Below are 22466 nucleotides of genomic sequence, written 5' to 3'. Positions count from 1 at the left end.
GGCCGGTCAATGACGGTGTGTACTGTGCTGCGAGTGCCACATGGGAGGAGCCCTGGGCTCCCCCTGCCCACTGCTGCCCTACTCCCCCAGGAAACCGACTCCATGATCCAATTACCGGAACTGGTGGCCGGTGGTCTCGCCGCCGGAACGCTTTGCGCGCTCGCCCTCGGCGGCAGCCTGGTGCGCACCCGGCGCCGGAACGCGGCGCTGCGGGCCGAGGTGGTGGAGTTGCGCGCCCAACTGGACGGCGCGGAGGGCGCGTTCATCACCGAGATCGAGCATCTCGCGGCCCGCCGGATGCCCGCGGCGGCGGCCCAGCTCGCCCATCCACATCTCAGGGTGCCGGGACCGGCCCGCCAGCACACGCCCGGAACCCCCACCGGGATCGCCCTGGAATGCGTGCTCACCGCGCTGCGCGAGGAGCTGACCGCGCAGCGGGTCCGGATCGACGCCGCCGCGCAGGCCGGGCTGCGCGGCGCCACCCGGGAGATCCAGGCCGCCCTGTACCGCCTCCAGGACGCCCTGCGCGGCCTGCAACAGCGCTACGACGAACCGGAGTTGGCGCAGACCCTGTTCGCACTCGACCACGAGAACGAGCAGTCGCTGCGGCGGGCACAGGTGGCCGCCGTGGTGTGCGGGGCCTGGGTGGGGCTGGCCCGCGAGGGGTCCCACGTGGTGGACGCGGTGACCGGCGGCCAGGCCCGGCTCGCCGGCTACCACCGGGTGCAGGTGCACAACCACCTGGAGCCGGGCACCGCCCTGGTGTCGCACGCGGTCGAACCGGTCGCCATCATCGTCGCCGAGCTCCTCGACAACGCGCTGCGTCATTCGGCGCCGGACACCGACGTCGTGGTCAACCTGGAGCACGTCCACCACGGGGTGTGCGTCACCGTCGACGACGCGGGCCTCGGGATGACGCAGGACGAACGGGCCCGCGCCCAGCGGCTGGTGGCGGGCAGCGACCCGGTCCTGCTGACCGATCTCGGCGATCCGCCGCGCATGGGCCTGGCCGCGGTCGGCCAGCTGACCCGCCAGTTCGACCTGCATGTCGACGTCACCTCCCCGTCGCCCTACGGCGGGGTACGGGCGGTGCTGCGGGTGGACAGCCATCTGCTGGCCCGGATCGACCCGGGCGAACGCCCGCCGTCGGCCAGCGCGCCCCGCTCGACCCGGGAACACGCGGCACGGGAGCGCGTTGCGGGCCGGGAACAGCCGGTCCGCGAAACCGACGCCCGCGAGACGGCCGGGCAGGGCACCGCGGTGCGCGCAACGGCCCTGCGCGATACGGCCGTACACGGGACGGCCGTACACGGGACGGCCGTCGACGAAACCGGGGCGAGTGAGGCCGCGCCCACCGAGCCGCCCGCACCTGACGCTCCCGCCGCGCCAGCCGCGCCAGCCGGGGACGCCGTGGACGCGGCGGCCGATCCCGGCGGATCCGGCCCCGGCGGCGCCGAGCACGCGCGGGCCGGCGCTCCGGCACCCGGTCGCCAGGAGCCGGTCACCCCGGCCGGCCTGCCGCAGCGGCGCCGTCGTACCCGTGCCCCCGAACCCGGCACACCCCCGTCGCAGCCGGCCGCGCGCCGGCCCGAGGAGGCGGCCGCCGCGCTCGCCGCCCTCCAGTACGGCACCGCGGCGGCGCGCACCCCCAAGCGGGCGAGCACGCCCGACCCCCACCGGACCGACGACGAAGGAGGAGCGGCCAGATGACCAGCCGCGACGCGGGCGACACGGCATGGGTGCTGGAACCCGTCCTGCAGGTACCGCATGTACTGGCCGCCGTCCTGCTCACCCGGGACGGTCTGGCGACCGGCTACACCGACGGCCTGTCCCGGGCGACCGCCGAGCGGGTGGCGGCGATCACCAGCACCGTGCAGGGCGCCTGCCGGGCGGCGGCCGCCACCTTCGCGGACCGGGACCGGGCCGAGGTGCGACAGGTGGTCATCGAGTCGGACCACGGCTACGTGCTGATCGTGCCGACCGACCACGGCACCTGTGTGGCCGCCTACGGCGACCCGGAGGTGCGGCTGGACCTGCTGGCGCACCGGGTGCACTCACAGGTCGCCCGGCTGGGCGAGAAGACGATGGCGGCCGCGCCCAGAGGCTCCGACGGCGGCGCACCGGCATGACCGGCCGCCGTGGCGGCCGTCCCCTGGTCCCCGCGTATCTGTCCACCGGCGGGGTGGCCCGGCCCAGCCGTCCGCATCTGGAACGGCTGACGGTGCTCACCCGCGACGGGGCGCCGCTGCCCGCCGGTCTGCCCGCCGCCGAACTCGCGCTCCTGGAACTGCTGTCCGGCGGCGCGCTGACGGTGGTGGAGGCGGCGGCGCTGCTGCGGCTGCCGTTCTCAGCCGTCCGGGTGCTGGCCGCCGACCTGGTGGACCGCGACCTGGTCCGGGCCCGCCCGCCGATCCCGCCCGCCGAACGGTTCGACCCCGACCTGCTGAAGAGAGTCGCCGATGGCCTCCGCGCCCTCAAGCACCGGTGAGCTGCCCCGCACGGGCGGCCCCCATCTTCCCGACTCCGCACGCGACCTGGTCAAGATCCTGGTCACCGGCCCGTTCGGGGTCGGCAAGACGACCCTGATCGACGCGGTGTCGGAGATCCGCCCGCTGCACACCGAGGAACACCTCACCGAGGCCTCGGCGCACGTCGACGACCTCTACGGGGTGCGGGAGAAGGAGACCACGACCGTCGCCATCGACTTCGGGCGGATCAGCCTGTCCGGCGGGGTCGTGCTGTACCTGTTCGGGACGCCCGGGCAGGACCGGTTCCGGACGCTGTGGGAGGACATCTCCTACGGGGCGCTCGGCGCCCTGGTCCTGGTGGACAGCCGCCGGATCGACGCCTCGTTCGACGTGCTGGGCCTGATCGAGGAGGCGGGGCTGCCCTACGCGGTCGCCTTCAACACCTTCCCGGACGCGCCGGACCACTACACGGACGAGCAGCTGCGCGCCGCGCTGGACCTGGCGCCGGACACCCCGATGGTGACCTGCGACGCCCGGGACGCGGACTCCTCGGTGGACGCGCTGCTCGCCCTCGTCCAGCACCTGATCGACGACCGGCCCGCGGAGGCCCGATGACCGCGCAGCACTCCTTCACCATGACCGGGCCGGTACGCCTGTGGGAGGACGGCTTCGCCCGCAACCCGCACGGCTACTACGCGGCCCTGCGCGCGCAGGGCCCGGTCGGCTGGGCCGAACTCGCGCCGGGCACGCCCGCGTATGTCGTCACCGAGCGCCGTGCCGCCCTGGACGTGCTGCGGGACGTCGAGACGTTCTCGCACGACCCGCGGGACTGGGAGGGGACGGTTCCCGAGGACTCCCCGCTGCTCGGCATGATGCGCTGGCGGCCCAACGCGCTGTTCTCCGACGCCGACGCGCACCTGCGCTACCGCACCACCCTCATCGACGTGTTCGACCTGATCGAGCCGCACGACCTGCGCTCGCTGGTGCACCGGGCGGTACGGCTGCTGGTGGACCGTTTCGCGCCGCGGGGCGAGGCGGACCTCGTCACCGACTTCACCCGGCCGCTGATGGCTCTGGTGTTCAACAACCTGTTCGGGTTGCCGGACAGCCAGGGCGACCGGCTCAACGACGGCCTCCTGAAGATGATGGAGGGCGGTGCGCAGGCCGCCGAGGGCGAGGCCGAGTTCGCCGACTACGTACTGCGGCTGATCGCCGCCAAGGTCGAGGAGCGCGGCGAGGACCTGCCGAGCATGCTCCTCGACCATCCCGCCCGGCTGACCCCGGAGGAGGTCACCTGGCAGGTGTTCCTCACCCTGGGCGCCGGTTACGAGCCGACCACCAACCTGGTCTCCAACGCGCTCTCCCGGATCCTCGGCAACCCGGTCTACTACTCGACGCTCACCAGTGGCGCCCGCCCGGTCATGGACGCGGTGGTGGAGGTGCTGCACCACGAGACACCGCTGGCCAACTACGGCGTCTACTACGCCCGTCGGCCGGTCTCCTTCCACGGGGCGTGGGTCAGGCCGGCGGTCCCGGTGGTGGTGTCCTTCGGTGCCATGGGGCTGTTCGCCGAGCGGGAGGTCACCTCCGGGCGGCGCGCCGGGGACGCCTCGCACCTGTCGTGGGGCGCGGGCCCGCACGCCTGCCCGGTGCGGCACCACGCGCTGCTCATCGCGACCGAGGCGATCGAACGGCTCACCCTGTGGCTGCCCGACCTCGACCCGGTCCTGCCCCGCGAGCGGCTCAGCTGGCGGCCCGGCCCGTTCCACCGCTCCCTGACGTCCCTGCCCGTCCGGTTCAGCCCCCGCTCCCCCGACCAGCCTGGAGAGACGCCGTGACCGTCACCGACCGCATCGCCCTCGACCCGTTCGGCTCCGACATCGCGGCGGAGAGCGCGCGGTTACGCGCCCTCGGCCCCGTCGTGCCCGTCGAACTGCCCGGCGGCATCCCCGCGTGGGCGCCGACCGGCCACGACGTGCTCAAGGAGCTCATCCTCGATCCCCGGGTCAGCAAGGACCCGCGCAAGCACTGGCGGTTGTGGCCGGAGATCGCCGAACACCCCTCCTGGGGCTGGATCCTGGGCTGGGTCGGCGTGGTCAACATGCTCTCCACCTACGGTCCGGACCACACCCGGCTGCGCAAGCTGGTGGCGCCGAGCTTCACCCGCCGTCGCACCGAGGCGATGCTGCCGCGCGTCGCCGCGATCACCGCGGAACTGCTGGACGCGGTCGCGGCGGCGGGCGCCGACGGCTCGGTGGTGGACCTGAGGGCCGGTCTCGCGCACCCGCTGCCGATGCGGATGATCTGCGAACTCTTCGGCGTGCCCGACGAGTTGCGGGACGACACCGGCGAGCTGATCGCGGCCATCATGGACACCTCCGACCCGAGTCCGGAGCACGCCGCCTTCGTGCAGGAGCGGATCGGCACGGTCCTCGGCGCGCTCATCGCGTACAAGGCCGGCCACCCGGGCGACGACATGACCACGGAGCTGATCCGGGTCCGCGACGAGGACGGCGACCGGCTCGCCGACGACGAACTCCTGTACACACTGCTGCTGGTGATCGGCGCCGGTTTCGAGACCACGGTCAACCTGATCGGCAACGCGGTCGTGGCGCTGCTGACGCAGCCCGTGCAGCTGGCCGGGGTGCGCTCCGGGACGATCGGCTGGGATGCGGTGATCGACGAGACGCTGCGGGTGCATCCGTCGATCGCCTCGCTGCCGCTGCGGTTCGCGGTGAGCGACCTGAAGATCGGGGACGTGACCGTGCCGGCCGGGGACGCGATCATCACGACGTACGCGGCGGCGAACCTGGACCCGGCCCGCTACGGTCCGGACGCCGCCGTGTTCGACGCCGCGCGGGGCGCCGACGACCATCTGTCCTTCGGGATCGGCGTGCACCGCTGCATCGGCGCGCCGCTGGCCCGGGCGGAGGCGCTGGCCGCGCTGCCCGCCCTGTTCGACCGCTTCCCGGGACTGCGGCTGGCGGTCGGCGAGAAGGAACTGCGCCAGGTACCGTCCTTCATCGCCTTCGGCTGGCAGGAGATCCCCGTCCGACTGGGACCCTGACCGTCGGCGAGGCGGCGGTCCGTGGCCCGCGGCGGGCGGTGGGAGGGGCGCAGGGGCGGCGACCGGTCCCCCGTTCCGGTCGTGCCCCCGCGCGCACCGTGAACTTACGTGCGGATCCGGCCGTTGGGTACCGCGCCGATGCCCGTTCGGACAGGCCGAGGGCTCACCTGTGCACAGGTGAGTCCGGTTGACCCTGATTCGCCCGGAGCAGCACGGGAACGGCGAGGTCACCGAGGGCGAGATGGGCGAGGACGACCTCGTAGAGGTCGGTGCCGCCGGCCAGCAGCTGGCGCTCCAGGACGGGTTCGGCGGCCCGGACGTGTTCGCGGACCGTCTGCGCGTGCATCCCCATCTCCTGGGCGGCCCGTTCGGCGTTCCCGCCGGCGGCGATCCAGGCACGCAGGGTGCCGCGCAGGTCCCGGCCGTCGCGGACCAGCCGGTCCAGGAGGTCCCGCGCCCAGGTCCGCAGCGCGGGGCCGGCCAGCAGGTCGCCGAGGCGGACCGCGGACGGCTGCGACACCCCGCCGACGAGGTCTTCCGTGCGGGCGGCCTCCGTGTTGAGGGCCAGGTGGGCGGTGGCGCGCACGGCGAGGTCGGAGAAGTCTGCGCCGAGCAGGCTCTCCACGCGGTCCATGCGGGCGCGGACCGTGTTGCGGCTGACGCCGAGCACCTTGGCCGCGCTGACCGCGGTGAACTCCAGGCCGAGGCGGGTGGTGGCGAGGAGTTCCGCGCGGGTGTGGTGCGGCAGCCGGTCGAGGGGCCGCAGCACGGCGGTGGACCAGGCGTGCAGCGCGGCCGGCTCCATCAGCCGTGCCGGGTGCGTGCGTTCGGCGTAGACGGCGGCCTGCTCGGGCCGGAAGCGGGCGACGGCGAGGGCGCTGATCGCCTGGCCGTAGGCGGTGGCGGTCTGGGCGAGGCTCTGCCGGACGCTGCCGCCGAGGAAGGTGTCGGGCCGGCCGTCGACGAGGGTGCGCAGCCGCTCGCCGGTGGCCGTGGCCGGGCTGAGGACGATGACATGGCCGTCCATGGCCGGGCAGCGTACGACGAGGGCCTGGCCGTGGGTCACGTCGACGCAGTCGTCGGCGAGGCCGTCGCGTTCCGCCGGGTGCCCCTCGACGATGTACACGCAGGCGCTGTCGGTGTCGAGGAGGCCGGGCCAGAGCCCGGCGGCCACGCGGCGGGCGGAGACGGTGTCCTGCACCATCAGCAGTTGCAGGATGGCCAGGCGCAGGTCGGCGGCGGCCCGCCGGAGCCGGCGGGCGGCGGTCGTCAGTTCGCGTTCGCGCAGCAGGAGTTCGACGACACCGGCGGTGTGGGTGACGATCTCGGCGGCGCGCCGGTCGAAGGGCGCGGCGCGGGCCACGGCGAGCAGTCCGGCGGCCGCCGGGCGCGGACCGGGGGCCTGGACGGCGGCGGACGAGATCCGGCCGGCCGCCACGTCGGCCACCAGGGTGTCGTCGAGGGGGATCCGGGTGCCGGCGATCAGGGTGCCGTCGGCGTCCTGGAGACAGACGGCCGCCTCCACGGCCTGGGCCAGCCAGGCGACGACCCGGCGCGGGTCGCGGCCGCCGGGGCGCAGGTGGTCGAGGAGCCGCGCGGCCCAGCCGTCGCCGTCGGGTGTCGGGTGGTGGGGGCCCTGGTCAGCTCGGCCTGCCATCTCGCCCTGCTCCTCGTCCGTCGCGTCCGTCTCGGTCCAGGGACGTTACCCGATGAGCCGGCCGGGTCCCGGCCGCCGGCCATCGGACACGACTTCGCCGGCGGCCCTCGGGGGAAGGGCCGCCGGCGAAGGACGCCTCACCCGGAGCCGGGGGGAGGGCCCCGGGCGGCTGAATGGTCGTGTGCCCCGGACGACACGGAGCATGCGCACCGATTCCAAAAAACTTTTCGACCCATGCGGCCGACCGCACGAACGCCGGTACGGGCGCCGATCTGAGCGCCGGCCCGGACGCTGGGCCGGGTGCTGCTCCGGGCGCCGGACCGGTGGTACGCCCGTCGATGCCGGTGCCGCTGCCGCGGCCCTCGTCGGCCGTCCGCCTGCGCCTGGGCGGGGCCTGCGCGGCCGGGCCGTGCCGGACGGCATAAGCTCGGCGGATGGCGAAGTACTTCGACGTGCACCCCGACAACCCGCAGCCGCGCAGCATCTCCCAGATCGCCGACTCGGTGCGGTCGGGCTCGCTCATCGCATACCCGACCGACTCCTGCTACGCGCTGGGCTGCCAGCTCGGCAGCCGCGACGGCATCGACCGGATCCGCACCATCAGGCACTTGGACGACCGGCACCACTTCACGCTGATGTGCCGCGACTTCGCCCAGCTCGGCCAGTTCGTGCGGGTGGACAACGACGTGTTCCGGGCCGTGAAGGCGTCCACCCCCGGCAGCTACACCTTCATCCTCCCGGCGACCCGCGAGGTGCCGCGCAAACTGCTGCACCCGAAGAAGAAGACCGTCGGCGTCCGTATCCCGGACCACGTGGTCACCCAGGCCCTGCTGGCGGAACTCGGTGAGCCCCTGCTCTCCAGCACCCTGCTGCTGCCGGACGAGGCGGAGCCGCTGACCCAGGGCTGGGAGATCAAGGACCGGCTCGACCACTCGGTGGACGCGGTGGTCGACTCCGGGGAGTGCGGCACCGAGCCGACCACGGTCATCGACTTCTCCGGCGGGGAGGCGGAGATCGTCCGCCGGGGCGCCGGGGACACCTCGCGCTTCGAGTGACCACTTCCGGCTCCCCCGGAACGGTCCCCGCGCCTTCGCGTGCCACGATGATCACGACATGCCGCGCCGGGTGTCCCGCACCCCGACGCCGACTCCACAGAGAGGCACTTGCGCCATGACCGCCGTACAGGGAACCGACGTGGACATCACCACCGCGGACGGTGTCGCCGACGCCTACCTGGCCCACCCGGCCGACGGACTCCCCCACCCGGGTGTGCTCTTCTACCAGGACGCCTTCGGGATCCGCCCGCACCTGAAGTCGATGGCGGACCGGCTCGCCGGCGAGGGCTACACGGTGCTGGTCCCCAACGTCTTCTACCGCCACGGCCGGACCCCGGTCATCGACCTCCCCGAGTTCATCGACCCCTCCGTGGACCCGACGATCTGGCAGCGGATCATGCCGATCATGACGTCGCTGACCCCGGACCTCGTCGACCGGGACTCGGCCGCCTACCTCGACTGGCTGGCCGGGAGCCCGCTGGTCGCCGACGGGCCGGTGGCGATCACCGGTTACTGCATGGGCACCCGGCTCGCGATGCGGACCGCGGCCGCGTTCCCCGACCGGGTCGCGGCCGTGGGCGGCTTCCACGGCGGCCGGATGGTCAGCGACGACGCGGACAGCCCGCACCTGCTGGCCGACCGGGTCACCGCCGAGCTGTACTTCGGCTTCGCGGACCAGGACCAGTCGATGACCGAGGAGCAGATCCGGACCTTCCAGGAGGCGCTCGACGCCGCCGGGGTCCGCAACACCTGCGAGATCTACCGGGGCGCGGCGCACGGCTACACCCAGGCCGACACCCCTGCCTACTCAGCCGAGGCGTCCGAGCGGCACTGGGACGCGCTGCTCGGTCTGCTGAAGCGCACCTTCTGATCCGATCGCGTCCGCGTCACGGGGCCCTCGCCGACCGGCGGGGGCCCCGACTTTCGTCCCGCGCATTGACATGTACCCACCTCACCGCCCACCCTGAGAGCGCTCTCAGAATTGGTCCGGACCAATTTCCGTACCAACCCCGACCCCACACGGAGGTGGAGAGTGCGCACAGGACTCGCACGCCGGACGCTGCCCCTGGCGGCCACGGCGGCGCTGCTCGGCGGGGCGCTCACCCTGGGCACCCCGCACCAGGCCGACGCGGCGGTACCGGACACGATCCCGCTGAAGATCACCAACAATTCGGGCCGCGGCGACCAGGTGTACGTCTACGACCTCGGCACCCAGCTCTCCTCCGGGAAGCAGGGCTACGCCGACGCGAACGGCACCTTCCACGCCTGGCCGGCCGGCGGCAACCCGCCGACCCCCGCTCCGGACGCCTCGATCACGGGCCCGGCGGCGGGTCAGTCCAAGACGATCCGGATCCCCAAGTTCTCCGGCCGGATCTACTTCTCCTACGGCCAGAAACTCGACTTCCGGCTGACCACCGGCGGACTGGTGCAGCCCGCCGTGCAGAACCCGACCGACCCCAACCGCAACATCCTCTTCAACTGGTCCGAGTACACGCTGAACGACTCTGGTCTGTGGATCAACAGCACCCAGGTGGACATGTTCTCGGTGCCGTACGCGGTCGGGGTGCAGCGCTCCGACGGCAGCACGGCCTCCACCGGGCACCTCAAGTCGGGCGGCTACAACGGGTTCTTCAACGCCCTGCGCGGACAGCCGGGCGGCTGGGCCAACCTGGTCCAGACCCGCTCCGACGGCACCGTGCTGCGGGCGCTCTCCCCGCTGTACGGCGTGGAGACCGGGGCACTCCCGTCGACCGTGATGGACGACTACGTCAACCGGGTCTGGTCGAAGTACGCCTCGTCGACCCTGACCGTCACCCCGTTCGCCGACCAGCCGAACACCAAGTACTACGGCCGGGTGGCGGGCAACGTCATGAACTTCACCAACTCCTCGGGCGCGGTGGTGACGAGCTTCCAGAAGCCGGACGCCGGCAGCGTCTTCGGCTGCCACAACCTGCTCGACGCACCCAACGACCAGGTGCGCGGACCTATCTCCCGCACCCTGTGCGCGGGCTTCAACCGCTCGACCCTGCTGACGAGTTCCAGCCAGCCGGACACCAACCCGGCGGACTTCTACCTCGACACCGTCACCAACCACTACGCGCGCAAGATCCACGCGCAGATGGCCGACGGCAAGGCGTACGCCTTCGCCTTCGACGACGTGGGCAACCAGGAGTCGCTGGTCAACGACGGCAACCCGCAGCAGGCGTACCTCACCCTGGACCCGCTGAGCTGAGCTGACAGGGGCGCAACGGAACGGCCCGCGACCGGAGTCCGGTCGCGGGCCGCTCGGCTGGGGTGCGTCAGCCGGTCGTGACGGCGGTGTCGTCGACGACGAAGCTGGTCTGGAGCGAGGAGTCCTCGACACCGCTGAACTTCAGGGTGATGGTCGAGCCCGCGTAGGACCCGAGGCTGAAGGACTTCTGCAGGTACCCGGAGGCCGCGTTCAGGTTGGAGTACGTGGCCAGGGTGGTCGAACCGGCGGTGACCGTCAGCTTGTCGTACTGGGTGCTGGTGGTGGTCTCGGCGGTGTCGATGTGCAGGTAGAAGGTGAACGTGGTGTTGGTGCAGCCGGACGGGATGGTCACCGACTGGGAGAGCGTGTCGGTGTGGGTGGAGCCGTAGCCGTCGAGCCAGGCGTAGTAGGAGCCGCCGTGCGCCGACTCGCTGCTGGAGTTGGTGATGACGCCGCTGGAGGCGGTCCAGGTGGTGCTGCCCGACTCGAACCCGTTGTTGCCGAGCAGCTGCGAGGAGGTGCAGGAGCCGCCGCCGGACGAGCTGACCGTCCAGGTGAAGGACGCCGTACCGGTGGCGCCGGTGGAGTCGGTCACCGTGACGGTGGTGCTGTAGGTGCCCGCCGTGGTGGGCGTGCCGGTGATGGCGCCGGTCGAGCTGGAGATGGACAGGCCGGTCGGCAGTCCGGTCGCCGCGTAGGTCAGCGAGCCGCTGTTGGTGCTGCTCGCCGAGATCTGCAGGCTCACCGCGGTGCCCACGGTGGAGGACTGGCTGCCCGGGTTGGTGACCGTGACGCCCGAGGTGGGCACGGTGATGTGGCTGCCGACGTTGATGCCGGCGAACGCGTTGCCGACCCCGGCGTACTGGGTGGAGCTGGTGCCGTACAGGGCGGCGGCCGCGTTCAGGGCGGCGGTGCGGGCACCCGAGTAGCTGGTGCTCGACGTCATGTACGACGTCAGCGCCTTGTACCAGATCTGCAGGGCCGCGGCCCGCCCGATGCCGGCCACGGCGACGCCGTCGGAGGTGGTGCTGGTGTAGGTGACGCCGTTGATGGTCTTGGTGCCGCTGCCCTCCGAGAGCAGGTAGAACATGTGGTTCGCCGGGCCCGACGAGTAGTGCACGTCGAGGTTGCCGACCCCGGAGTACCAGCTGTCCGCCGACGAGCCGTCCTTGCTCGGCTTGTCCATGTAACGCAGCGGCGTGCCGTCGCCGTTGATGTCGATCTTCTCGCCGATGAGGTAGTCGCCGACGTCGGTGGAGTTGTTGGCGTAGAACTCCACGCCGGTGCCGAAGATGTCGGAGGTCGCCTCGTTCAACCCACCGGACTCGCCGGTGTAGTTGAGGCCGGCGGTGTTGGAGGTGACGCCGTGGCTCATCTCGTGGCCGGCCACGTCCAGCGAGGTCAGGGCGTGGGTGCTGCTGGTGCCGTCGCCGTAGGTCATGCAGAAGCAGTCGTCGTCCCAGAAGGCGTTGACGTACGCCGTGCTGTAGTGGACGCGCGAGTAGGCGGCGACACCGTCGTTCTTAATGCCGCTGCGGCCGAAGGTGTTCTTGTAGAAGTCCCAGGTCTCCTGGGCTCCGTAGGCCGCGTCGGCGCCGGCGGTCTGGGTGTTGGAGCCGGATCCGGTGCCCCAGACGTCGTCGGAGTCGGTCATCAGCGTGCCGGTGCCCGACGTGCCGTTGTTCAGGGTGTACGTCTTGTGGCCGCCGCGCGTGGTGTCGTACAGCTGGTACGTCGAACCGGACAGCGTGGTCGACAGGGACACCGTGCCGCTGTACTGGGTGTTGCCGGTACCGGACTTGATTGCCTGGTAGCGGTACAGCTCCTTGCCGGTCGTCGCGTCCGTGATGACGTGCAGCTGGCTCGGCGTGCCGTCGTCCTGGAACCCGCCGACCACGGTCTCCCAGGCGAGTTTCGGGGTGCCGGTGCCGGCCCAGATCACCTTGCGGGCACTGTCGGTGGTGGCCTTGGTGGCGTCGAGGGCCTTGGCGGCCGTGAGCGCCTTGGTCGCGGCGGCCGCCTTGGTGACGGTCGGGCTGACCGAGGCGACCTTGATGGTGTGCTTGTTGTTGAAGGTGGTGCTCACCGTGCCGGCCGCGAGCGAGGCGGGCGGGGTGTGCACGACCAGGTCGCCGCCGAGGACGGGCAGGCCGTCGTAGGTGCGCTCGTAACGGGTGTGCAGCGTGCCGTCGTTGTCCTTGACGACGTCCTTGACGACCAGTTTCTCCTTGGCGCCGAGGCCGATGGTGCGGGCGGTCGCCGCGGTCCCCTGCCGGGCGCTCTTGAGGAGCGCGGTGTGCTGGGTGGGGGTGAGCTTGGCTTCCAGGCCGCCGGTGCGCAGGGGGCTGGGGTGGGGGGTGGCGGGCTGGGCGTTCGCCGGGACCGACTGGATGCCGACGGCGAGGAAGGCCGCGGTGGAGACCAGGGCGGCCCCGACCGTGGCGCGTCTGTGGGGAAGACGTCTCACTCGAACTCCTCCTGCTTCGGCCGCCGGGTCGCGGCCGGTGAGGGACCGGGCAGACGGGTGTGCTGTCCGGGACGAGCTGAGCTGTGCGGGAAACCGGGATCCGGGGACCGGGATGCGTGGTCCGGGATCCGTGGACACGCCCTGGGGGAAGCGTGTGTTCAGCGAGGATTCCAGTTTTGACCCGCACATGTCAGCCGCGTCGAGGTCATTCGAGGGTTTTCCCTATGCGTCGGGGGGTGGTTCACGCGGCCCCGCGCTCACGCGGACGGCAGGCGCACCATGAAGACGTCCACCGGGTCCTCGGACTCGACGGTGAAGCCGTGCCGCTCGTAGAGCCGCCTGGCCGCGCTGCCCCGCAGGACGTTCAGCCGGACCCGGGAACCGTCGCGGTCGCACTCCGCCAGCAGTTCACGCAGCACGCCCGAGCCGATCCCGGCCCCCTGGAGCGCGGGAGCCAGGTAGAAGTGCTCCAGCCAGAGCGCGTCCCCGTCGGGCCGCAGCGCCACACAGCCGGCGAAGGCGCCGTCGACCTCGATCACCCGCGTGCGGTCCGCGTCGAACCCGTCCCGCAGCCGCTGCCGCACCCGCCGCGGGTCGTACCGCCCGAGCCGCTCCAGATCGGCACGCAGCACGACGGCGCGCAGTTCGGCCACCGCCTCGACGTCCGCCGACGACGCCGGCCGCATCTCCCACTTCCCCATGATCCCCACGCTATCCAGCACGTCCGACGCACGGCCGGCCGGGGCGGGGGCAGGAAGAGGGGCCGCGTGCGGCCCTTCGCACCGCCAGCCCGAGCTGTGGTGAGCTGGGCGTTTTATTCTGGTTCGGTCGGAGTGCGGCGGCCTCGCGCCGGCCGGTCCTCGACGGCTCCCACCCCCCCACTGGAAGGGGCTTGCCATGCGGGTCTACATCGTCGGCACGGGCAACATGGCGGGCGGTATCGCCACCCGGGCACTGGCCGGCGGGCACACCGTCCGGCTGATCGGCACGGATCCCGCCAAGGCCGACGTCCTCGCGAAAGCCCTGGCCGAGCGGGTGGCGGGGGCGAATGTCGAACCCGCCGTGCCGGACGCGGTCGGGTCCGCGGACGTGGTGGTGCTGGCCGTGCCGTTCGACGCGGCCCGGCAGGTCGTGACCGAGTACGCGGACCGGCTCGTCGGGAAGACCGTCGTCGACATCTCCAACCCCGTGGACTTCGCCACCTTCGACTCGCTCACGGTGCCCGCGGACAGCTCCGCCGCGCAGCAGCTCGCGAAGGCCGCGGCGCCGGGCACCCATGTGGTGAAGGCCTTCAACACCACCTTCGCGGGCGCGCTGGTCGCCGGCGAGGTCGGCGGGCTGCCCCTGGACGTGTTCATCGCGGGCGACAACGAGGCGGCCCGGAACCAGGTCGCCGAACTGGCCGCCTCCGGCGGGCTCAACCCGGTGATCGTCGGCGGTCTGCGGCACGCCCGTGAGCTGGAGGGCATCCAGCTGCTGCACATGGCTCTGCAGACGCGCCCCGAGGGGCACGACTGGATGAGCGCACTCAAGATCGTCGCCCCCTGACCCACCCCCACCCACTCCCACCGCTTCCCTCCGCCGACCTCGCCGGCCCGTCGCCCCCTCGGCCCCTCGGCCCGTCGCCCCATCAACCCCTCGGCCAGTCGCCCCCTCGGCCCGTCGCCCCGTCGCCCCCTCGGCCTCTCGGCCAGTCGCCCCCTCGGCCCGTCGCCCCGTCGCCCCCTCGGCCTCTCGGCCAGTCGCCCCCTCGGCCCGTCGGCCGGTCGCCCCATCAACCCCGTCGGCCCGTCACCCCCATCGGCCCCGTCGGCCCATCTACCCCATCGGCCTCGTCCGCCCCGTCGGTCCATCTACCCCGTCGGCCCCGTCCGCCCCGCCGGCCCATCTACCCCATCGGCTTGCCGGCCCCATCGGCGCCATCAACCCCATCGGCCCCCTCGACCCCGTCGGCCCCACCGACCCCGTCGGCCCCACCGCCCCCATCGCCCCCATCGACCCCTTCGGCCCCATCGACCCCCTCGGCGTGGCCGGAAGTCGTTGTTGTGGCCGGCGTGTCGGGCGGTGACACCCGAGGTGTGGCCGGCGTCCTGGCGAACCTCCCGGCGCACGCCCCCGGCGCGTAGTACCTTGCCCCACAATGGCCGTGACTCTGGGGGGAGTTGCACATATGCACGGCACCATCGACGGGTTCCACTACGGCGCGGTCACTCCGGTGGCGGCCTATCTGATGGCCTGCCTGGGCGGAGCCCTCGGGCTGCGCTGCATCGTCAGGTCGCTCTACCACCACGGGCAGTCGTGGCGCCCCGGCTGGCTCGCCCTCGGGGCGGCCTCCATCGGCTGCGGCATCTGGACGATGCACTTCATCGCGATGATCGGCTTCCACGTCCGGGAGACCACGATCCACTACGACGCCGGCCTCACCCTGCTCAGCCTCGCGGTGGCGATCGTGGTGGTCGGCATCGGCGTCTTCGCGGTCGGCTACCGCGGCGCGACCGCCGGGACCCTCTGGGCCGCGGGCGTCGTCACCGGGCTCGGCGTGGCCGCCATGCACTACCTGGGCATGTCCGCGCTCCGCCTCGACGGAGCGGTTCACTATGACGGGGTCACGGTAGCCCTCTCGGTGCTGATCGCGATCGCGGCGGCCACCGCGGCGCTCTGGGCGGCCGTGTCCGTCCGCGGCTTCACGGCGAGCCTGGGCGCCAGCCTGGTGATGGGCCTCGCGGTGTCCGGCATGCACTTCACCGCGATGGCCGCGGTGAGCGTCGAGGTGCATCCGGCCTCCGTCACCGCCTGGCCGAGCACGTCGTCGACCTCGCTGCTGCTGCCCATGCTGCTGGGCCCGGTGGTGTTCCTGCTGCTGGCGGGGGTGGTGGTGATGTTCGACCCGCTGCTGGTGCTCGGCGAGGGCGACTGGAGCCGGGAGCCCGCGAAGCAGGACGCCGCCCCGCCGGTCCGGGCGCCCCGCTCCCGGCCGCCGGGCCCGCGCGGCGGCCGCACCCCCAGGAACCGGGACGGCCGCCCGACCCGCCCCGCACCGGGCACCCCGGCGCCCCACGGCACCCCCTCGCACCCCGAGCGGTGGTGACCCGGCCCGCGCCGCGTCAACCCCCGCACCTCGGCACTTCGTTGATCGTTGCTACGGTTCCGGAGTGTCTGACTCCTCACGCGATACCGCAGAAGGCGCCGGCTGGGGCGCGGCCGAGCGGGGTGCCTACCGCCGGCTGATGCCGGACCATGTCGAAAAGCTGTTCTGGTTCGACCCCGGGACCATGTGGGCCGCCCGCAACGGCGTGCTGGCCTCCTGGTTCGGCGACCCGACCGGCCGTACCCGCGGCCGCTGGGTGGCCGAGCGGGAGGCCGCCGGGGCACCCGCCGACAAGGTGATCAGGCAGCACGAGGGCGAGCGCTTCTCGTTCATGGTGATCGGCGATCCGGGTGAGGGCGACGACTCCCAGTACGCCGTGGTGCCGGGCTTCCTGAAGGTGAGTCAGGGCACCGACTTCGCGGTGATCACGAGCGACGTGATCTACCCGGTCGGCGCCACCGACGACTACGGCCCGAAGTTCTTCCGCCCGTACCAGGACTACCCGGCGCCGATCTACGCGATACCGGGCAACCACGACTGGTACGAGGACCTCGGCGCGTTCATGCGCGTCTTCTGCGACGACGCCCCGCCCCTGGCCGCCGAACCGAAGCCGCGTCCGCTCACCCGGGCCTGGTGGCGCACCCTGCTGTGGCACCGGCCGCGCCCGGCGGACGAGGAACTGCTGGCGCAGGCGCGGAAGTTGCGGTCGGCACCGGAACAGAGGGCCGTACAGCCGGGCCCCTACTGGGCGATCGACGCCGGACCGGTCCGGATCGTCGGCATCGACACCGGCCTGCTGGGCACCATCGACGCCGAACAGGGCGCCTGGCTGCGCGAGGTGTCCCGGGGACCGCGCCCGAAGATCCTGGTCACCGGCTCCCCGCTGTACGTGGACGGCGAACACCACCCGTGCCCGGTCGAGGGCGGCGGCACCGTGGACGACGTCGTCCGCGACCCGGCGCACCACTACGTCGCGGCGATCGGCGGCGACATCCACAACTACCAGCGCTACCCCGTCGACGTGGGCGGCCGCACCATCCAGTACGTGGTCGCGGGCGGCGGCGGTGCCTTCATGCACGCCACCCACACCATTCCCAGGGTCTCGGTCGCGAACGTCACCGAGGACGACTTCCGCTGCTACCCGCTGCGCGGCGACTCGCTCGCCTTCTACAGCCGGCTCTACGGCCGCCGGCTGCGGCTCCCCCGCCTCCTCACCCTCACCGCGGCGGAGGCCACGGCCGTGATCACCGAGCGGCTGGGCATCCGGCCCGGCCGCACCCCCAGCGCGGACACCCCGGTCACCCGCCGCGCCCGGCTGGTGGCGACCCTGCTCGGCACCGGCAGCCGGCCGGACCGGGGCTCCCGGTTCCGGCTGCCGGTGAAGAAGATCTACACCCAGTTGTTCTCGCCGGGCTCGGTCAGCTACAGCCCGCCGTTCTTCAAGTGCTTCCTGCGTCTGGACGTCACTCCGGAGGCGGTGCGGCTGCGCTGCTTCGCCGCCACCGGCAACCGCCCGCAGGAACTGGACCCGCCGGTCGAGGACGAGATCGTCATCCCGCTCGCCTGATCACACGCCCGCAATGTTCTGGTGCCAGAATCGGGGCAGAACTGACGTACGACCGTTGGAGGACCCGTGCCGTCCACCCCCCGCCCGCTGCGCAGACTGGGCTTCCTCACCATCGGCCTGTTCGACGGCGCGGATCCGGCCAAGGGGCACGAGTCCACACTGGAGATCATCGAGCTGGGCGAGCGGCTGGGCTTCGACAGCGCGTGGGTGCGCCACCGCCACCTCCAGTACGGCATCTCGTCGCCCGTCGCCGTCCTCGCGGCGGCCTCGCAGCGCACCAGCCGTATCGAGCTCGGCACCGCGGTGATCCCGCTGGGCTGGGAGAACCCGCTGCGGCTCGCCGAGGACCTGGCGACCGTCGACCTGCTGTCCGGCGGCCGGCTCAACCCCGGTGTGAGCGTGGGCCCGCCCATGCACTACGAGCAGGTCAGGGAGGCTCTCTACCCGGACACGGCGGACAGCGAGGACTTCGGCTACGAGCGGGTGCGGCGGCTGCTGGACTTCGTGCGCGGCGAGCCGGCCACCGACTTCAGCGGGGTGGAGGGCTTCGAGGTCTTCTCGGACGTGGTCCAGCCGCACTCCGCCGGTCTCGGACGTCGCCTCTGGTACGGCGGCGGCAGCCTCGGCTCGGCGCGCTGGGCGGGCGAGAACGGGATGAACTTCCTGACCAGCAGTGTGGTCAAGGCCGAGGGGCCGGACGGCGCCGAAGGACCGTACGACTTCGCGGAGATCCAGCGCTCGCAGATCGCCGAGTTCCGCGGCCACCACCCCGACGGCGAGGCGGCCCGGGTCTCCCAGGGCCTGGTGGTGATCCCCACCGATTCCGCGACGCCCCAGCAGCGCGCCCGGTACGAGGCGTACGCGGCCAAGCGGCTGCCCCGCACCACGGCCCCGCAGGGTCCGGCGCGGCTGCTGTTCGCGCCGGACCTGGTCGGCACGTCGGCCGAGATCGCCGCGCGACTGCACGCGCACGCCGGTTTCCGCGAGGTGGACGAGGTGGCCTTCGCGCTGCCGTTCACCTTCGAGCACGAGGACTACGTCCAGATCCTCACCGACATCGCGACCCACCTGGGCCCGGCGCTCGGCTGGCGTCCCGCGGCCGCCGTCTGACTCACCAGCGGCGCGGCTGCGTGCCGGTGACCGGCTGCGACGGTTCGCCGTCCACGCCGACCGGTACCTCGCCGTGCAGCATCACCCGGTGCATGACGCGGGGGAATCCGAGGTGGGCGTTGTCGCTGGGCGCGAGGTGGATGGTCGCGCGGTTGTCCCAGAAGGCGACGCTGCCCGGCTCCCAGCGGAAGCGGACGGTGTACTCCGGTCGTACGGCCTGTTCGAGGAGCATCTCGAGGAGCGCGGCGCTCTCCGGGCGGGAGACGCCGACGATCTGCTCGACGTAGTAGCCGTTGACGTAGAGCACCCGCTCGCCGGTCTCCGGGTGGACGCGCACCAGCGGGTGCACCGAGGCCACCTGGCGGTCCAGCAGGTGCCGGAGGTAGGCGTCGTCGCCGGGGCGGGGCTGGTAGCCGACGCCGAGGCGGTGTTCGGCGCGCAGTCCGTCGGCGAAGGCGCGCACGGGTGCGGAGAGGCCGGCGTAGGCGGCGGCGAGGTTGGACCAGGTGGTGTCGCCGCCGTACGGCGGGACGGTCTCGGCGCGCAGGACGGTCGCCGCCGGCGGGTCGATGCGGGCGCCGTGGTCGCAGTGCCAGCCGCGCAGCAGGGTGTGCCGACGCCGCTGGAGCCACTCCTCGTGTTCCATCCCGAAGCGGCCGCCCAGCTCCAGCCGGTCGGCGGTGGTCTCCACTTCCGGGAAGTCCGCGGGTGAGGCGCTGCCGCGCCGTCCCAGGACGACGGGTTCGCCGAAGCGCCGTGCGAAGGCGACATGGCCCGCGTGGTCCAGCCGCTGGTCGCGGAAGAAGACGACCTTCCAGCGGAGCACGGCCTCCCGGATCACCGCGACCACCGCGTCGTCGAGGTCCTGGGTGAGGTCTACCCCGGTGATCTCGGCGCCGATGTGCCCCGCGACGGGGTTCACCCCGACCCCCGCGGTGCGCTCCGCCGTGCCCTGGTCCGTCGTCATGCCTGCTCCGATGGTCGTAGGTACCGCTTCCCCCAAGATCGTGACAGCCCGGCGCACTCCGCAAAAGACGTTGCGGAACGCGTCGGCGGCGTGATGATCGCAGTGCAGCGGATCCGCACCGGAGGAGTGACTCATGCATGACACGGCCGACCTCATCGCCGAGCGCTACGGGCTCGGACCGGGCCCCTGGACCCTGACCCCCGTCACCCGGGGCGCGCTGGGCCGGATCTGGAAGCTCACGAACGCGGCCGGTGCCGCCTGGGCCGCGAAGCAGCTGCTCTTCGGCTGCGACGAGGACAGCGTGGCGCGGGAGGCCGGGTTACGGCTCGCCGCCGAACGCCTGGGCATCGACTCGCCGCGCCTGTTCGCCGACCGCCGGGGCGCCCACGTCACCCGGGTCCCGGTTGCCGACGGCGTGGCCCACGTGAAGCTGTACGACTGGATCGAGGGCACCCGGGCGGACCCCAGGGACCCGGTGGTCCTGGACTGGTTCGGCCGGACGATGGGCCTGCTGCACCGGGCGGGCGCCGGCGCGACGGAGGCACCCCACGAGTGGTACGAGCGGTGCCCCGCGGAGGCCGACTGGTGGGACCTGCACGCGAGGGTGACCGAGGCCGGGCTGCCCTGGGCGGACGCGCTGGGCAGGTTCATCGGCACGTCCGCCGTGGAACTGGCCCGGTGGGTGAGCCCGTCCGACGCGGGCGACCGGGTGATCTCGCACCTCGATCTGCAGCCCCAGAACGTCCTGGCCGGCCCCGCCGGACCCGTGCTGCTCGACTGGGACAACGCCGGACCCGTCTCCGCCGAACGGGAGTTCGCGCAGGCCCTGTACGTGTGGTCGGGCGGCAACCGGGCGGACCCGGCCGCCGCCCGGCGCCTGACCCGGGCCTACCGGCGGGCGGGCGGTCCCGCCACCGTCCGCGGCCCGGAGTCCTTCGCCCTGCTCTTCGCGACCGCCCTGAACTACGTCCACGTCCAGGCCGAGGCCGCCGTGGACCCCGAACTGCCCCCGGATCAGCGCGAGTTCGGGAGCGGTGAGGTCGCCGCCCGGCTGGCCGACGTGCCGGACCTCGCGGCGGTGTCCCGGCTGATCGCGGCCGTCACACCGTGAACTCCCTGATGACGGTGTTCCGGAACACCGCGGGACCGCCGATGGTGAACAGCGCCAGCCGGTCGTCGACGAGATACGGGAACACCTCGCTGGAGTGTGTGTAGCGGCCGTCACCGACGAACATCTCCACGGAGGTGCGGTCGACGAGGATGCGCAGTTTCACCGAGCCCGTGGCGAGGTCGAACGGGGTGTGGCTCTCCTGCCGGGCGCCGCTGGTGTCGGGGTTCACGGTGTTGCGCCGGTTGAGGAACGCGTAGTCGCCGTAGACCCCGGCGTCGATGTGCCGCCCGCCGTCCGGCGACCTGCGCAACTGAGCGCCCGCGCCGGTGAGTTGGGACCAGGTGATCTCGGTGGTCAGCTCGTACGACGTGCCCGTGTAGTCGAGGAGGAGGGTGCCGTCGACGGTCAGGTCACCGAGGTCGACCGTGCGGGAGACATGGGCGTCGAGCGCGGCGACGGGCTGGGAGGCGAGGTGGTAGCCGTCGGAGGCATGTTTCAGGGTGACCTCGCGGACGACGGAGTCGGTGCCGTTGAAGCCGTCTCAGTCGATGGTGGGGGTGGTGTTCGGGTAGGCCCAGTCGTTGAGCCAGCCCACCGCGTAGCGTGCGGAGCCGTCGAGGGTGCCGGCGCGGTCCCGCTTCTCGAAGGTGACGGCCGCGTACCAGTCCCAGCCGTGGTCGAGCCACTGCGGGTCGGCGGCGTCGGCGGTGAACGCGCTGCCGTCGAAGGAACCGGTCCAGTAGGCGTAGGTGTTGGGCAGTCCGGAGCCGGTGCCGTCCGCGCTCACCCCCAGCACCCACTTGACGGTGCCGTCGTCGGCGGTGATCTCGAACAGGTCGGGGCACTCCAGGGTGCCGATGCCGTCCTTGACGAAACCGCCCGCGTACGTCCAGGACCTGAGGTCCGCCGAGTGGTAGAAGCCGACCTTGTTCCGCTCGGCGAGGGCCATCACCCAGCGGTCGCGCACCTGGTCCCGGATGACCTTGGGGTCGCGGAAGTCGGCGACACCCGGGTTGGGCAGGACCGGGTCGGTGCCGTGGTTGGTGAAGGTACGGCCGCCGTCGGTGGAGGAGTAGAGGAACTGCTCCTGGTGGTCGGTGCCGCCGCCGGGTGACATGGTGACGATCACGATGACCGCGCCCGCCCCGAAACCCGCCGTGTCGCCGGTGTCGACGACGGCTGAGCCCGACCAGACGTCGCCGTTGACGGTGGTGTCCTTCGGCACGGCGATCCCGCGGTCGGTGAAGGAGACCAGGTCGGTGCTGGTGGCGAGGCGCCAGGCGGTGCCCACGACGCCGTCCAGGTAGTCGGCGTTGTAGAGGTAGTAGTAGTGGTACTCGCCGTCGATCCAGACCGGGCGCTGGGGGTCGTTCTTCCACTGGTCGGGGACCGTGAAGTGGTAGGCGGCACGGTAACTCGCGCAGCCGCGAACGGCTTTGGTCCTGGTCCTGGCTGCGGCCGGTGTGGTGGGCAGCAGTGCGGCGGTCGCCCCCGCGGCCGATCCGGCGAACAGTGCTCTTCTGGACAGCCCTGGCATCACGCATCGTCCCTCTCGTGTCAACCGGCCGTCCCTGCGGCTCAGAAGCCGGCCGGCTGAATCCAGGACTGTAGACCTAACTCGTTAAAGGTCAAGCTTTCGCGACCCTTGACAGGCCTGTGGCGCCTTCACATCATCT

Annotated in this window: 18 protein-coding genes and 1 pseudogene; 14 read left to right on the top strand and 5 right to left on the bottom strand. The window is 72.4% G+C overall.

Translation table 11 applies throughout. From position 1 onward, the window contains the following. Positions 1 to 102: 102 nt before the first annotated feature. Genes MB828_RS31900 through MB828_RS31875 form a run of 6 tightly spaced genes read left to right on the top strand, consistent with a single transcriptional unit; the run spans position 103 to position 5535 of the window. Positions 103 to 1710, top strand: coding sequence for an ATP-binding protein (locus tag MB828_RS31900; protein WP_301651203.1), 1608 nt, complete (start codon positions 103 to 105; stop codon positions 1708 to 1710). Then, the gene (locus MB828_RS31895; protein ID WP_046728923.1) at positions 1707 to 2129 is read left to right on the top strand and encodes a roadblock/LC7 domain-containing protein; all 423 of its coding nucleotides are present in this window, start codon (positions 1707 to 1709) and stop codon (positions 2127 to 2129) included. The genes MB828_RS31900 and MB828_RS31895 overlap by 4 nt, the downstream gene beginning before the upstream one ends. Beyond that, positions 2126 to 2488: a DUF742 domain-containing protein gene (locus MB828_RS31890; RefSeq protein ID WP_301651202.1), complete on the top strand. Its 363-nt coding sequence runs from the start codon at positions 2126 to 2128 to the stop codon at positions 2486 to 2488. Before MB828_RS31895 ends, MB828_RS31890 begins: the two co-directional genes overlap by 4 nt. Beyond that, positions 2460 to 3083: a GTP-binding protein gene (locus tag MB828_RS31885; RefSeq protein WP_301651201.1), complete on the top strand. Its 624-nt coding sequence runs from the start codon at positions 2460 to 2462 to the stop codon at positions 3081 to 3083. The genes MB828_RS31890 and MB828_RS31885 overlap by 29 nt, the downstream gene beginning before the upstream one ends. Beyond that, a complete protein-coding gene (locus MB828_RS31880; protein ID WP_133024021.1) occupies positions 3080 to 4306 on the top strand; it encodes a cytochrome P450 in 1227 nt (408 codons plus the stop codon). Before MB828_RS31885 ends, MB828_RS31880 begins: the two co-directional genes overlap by 4 nt. Further along, positions 4303 to 5535 (top strand): cytochrome P450 family protein, encoded by a 1233-nt coding sequence (locus tag MB828_RS31875; RefSeq protein WP_301651200.1) that lies wholly within the window; start codon positions 4303 to 4305, stop codon positions 5533 to 5535. The genes MB828_RS31880 and MB828_RS31875 overlap by 4 nt, the downstream gene beginning before the upstream one ends. Positions 5536 to 5698: 163 nt before the next feature. On the opposite strand, the gene MB828_RS31870 is transcribed toward MB828_RS31875, so the two are convergent. Further along, positions 5699 to 7192: a helix-turn-helix domain-containing protein gene (locus MB828_RS31870; RefSeq protein ID WP_301651199.1), complete on the bottom strand. Its 1494-nt coding sequence runs from the start codon at positions 7190 to 7192 to the stop codon at positions 5699 to 5701. A gap of 434 nt (positions 7193 to 7626) precedes the next feature. Between MB828_RS31870 and MB828_RS31865 the strand changes: the two genes are divergently transcribed. The 3 genes from MB828_RS31865 (at position 7627) to MB828_RS31855 (ending at position 10480) form a co-directional block, all read left to right on the top strand. Continuing rightward, positions 7627 to 8247: an L-threonylcarbamoyladenylate synthase gene (locus MB828_RS31865; RefSeq protein ID WP_046728929.1), complete on the top strand. Its 621-nt coding sequence runs from the start codon at positions 7627 to 7629 to the stop codon at positions 8245 to 8247. A gap of 115 nt (positions 8248 to 8362) precedes the next feature. Next, positions 8363 to 9118: a dienelactone hydrolase family protein gene (locus MB828_RS31860; RefSeq protein WP_301651198.1), complete on the top strand. Its 756-nt coding sequence runs from the start codon at positions 8363 to 8365 to the stop codon at positions 9116 to 9118. A 195-nt stretch (positions 9119 to 9313) separates the two neighbouring features. Further along, positions 9314 to 10480 carry a glycoside hydrolase family 64 protein gene (locus MB828_RS31855; RefSeq protein ID WP_430381461.1) on the top strand — a complete coding sequence of 389 codons (1167 nt, stop codon included), beginning with the start codon at positions 9314 to 9316 and terminating at the stop codon, positions 10478 to 10480. Between the two features lie 67 nt (positions 10481 to 10547). On the opposite strand, the gene MB828_RS31850 is transcribed toward MB828_RS31855, so the two are convergent. Both MB828_RS31850 and MB828_RS31845 read right to left on the bottom strand, forming a co-directional pair. Then, positions 10548 to 12947: a M4 family metallopeptidase gene (locus MB828_RS31850; RefSeq protein WP_301651197.1), complete on the bottom strand. Its 2400-nt coding sequence runs from the start codon at positions 12945 to 12947 to the stop codon at positions 10548 to 10550. A gap of 257 nt (positions 12948 to 13204) precedes the next feature. Continuing rightward, positions 13205 to 13648, bottom strand: a complete 444-nt coding sequence (locus MB828_RS31845; RefSeq protein WP_301651196.1) for a GNAT family N-acetyltransferase — start codon at positions 13646 to 13648, stop codon at positions 13205 to 13207. Positions 13649 to 13844: 196 nt separating this feature from the next. Between MB828_RS31845 and MB828_RS31840 the strand changes: the two genes are divergently transcribed. The 4 genes from MB828_RS31840 (at position 13845) to MB828_RS31825 (ending at position 18712) form a co-directional block, all read left to right on the top strand. Then, the gene (locus MB828_RS31840) at positions 13845 to 14495 is read left to right on the top strand and encodes an NADPH-dependent F420 reductase (RefSeq protein WP_301651195.1); all 651 of its coding nucleotides are present in this window, start codon (positions 13845 to 13847) and stop codon (positions 14493 to 14495) included. 622 nt (positions 14496 to 15117) lie between these two features. Then, complete coding sequence (locus MB828_RS31835; RefSeq protein ID WP_301651194.1) at positions 15118 to 16035, top strand: MHYT domain-containing protein; 918 nt, start codon at positions 15118 to 15120, stop codon at positions 16033 to 16035. 64 nt (positions 16036 to 16099) lie between these two features. Next, complete coding sequence (locus tag MB828_RS31830; RefSeq protein WP_301651193.1) at positions 16100 to 17602, top strand: metallophosphoesterase family protein; 1503 nt, start codon at positions 16100 to 16102, stop codon at positions 17600 to 17602. 66 nt (positions 17603 to 17668) lie between these two features. Beyond that, positions 17669 to 18712, top strand: coding sequence for an LLM class flavin-dependent oxidoreductase (locus tag MB828_RS31825; protein WP_301651192.1), 1044 nt, complete (start codon positions 17669 to 17671; stop codon positions 18710 to 18712). A gap of 1 nt (position 18713) precedes the next feature. On the opposite strand, the gene MB828_RS31820 is transcribed toward MB828_RS31825, so the two are convergent. Continuing rightward, entirely contained in the window at positions 18714 to 19679 is a 966-nt protein-coding gene (locus MB828_RS31820) for a TauD/TfdA dioxygenase family protein (RefSeq protein WP_133024010.1), read from the bottom strand. Between the two features lie 133 nt (positions 19680 to 19812). Here MB828_RS31820 and MB828_RS31815 point away from each other — a divergent pair, with 133 nt between their 5' ends. Then, complete coding sequence (locus tag MB828_RS31815; protein ID WP_301651191.1) at positions 19813 to 20790, top strand: aminoglycoside phosphotransferase family protein; 978 nt, start codon at positions 19813 to 19815, stop codon at positions 20788 to 20790. On the opposite strand, the pseudogene MB828_RS31810 reads toward MB828_RS31815, so the two are convergent. Then, a pseudogene (locus tag MB828_RS31810) lies at positions 20780 to 22327 on the bottom strand (glycoside hydrolase family 32 protein). The gene MB828_RS31815 and the pseudogene MB828_RS31810 sit on opposite strands and share 11 nt — an antisense overlap. Positions 22328 to 22466 lie beyond the last annotated feature (139 nt).

It is taken from the genome of Streptomyces arenae, assembly GCF_022343545.1.
GTDB classification, from domain to species: domain Bacteria; phylum Actinomycetota; class Actinomycetes; order Streptomycetales; family Streptomycetaceae; genus Streptomyces; species Streptomyces humi.
Note: the sequence above shows the minus strand (reverse complement) of the source record. Positions and strands in the feature narration are given on the sequence as shown.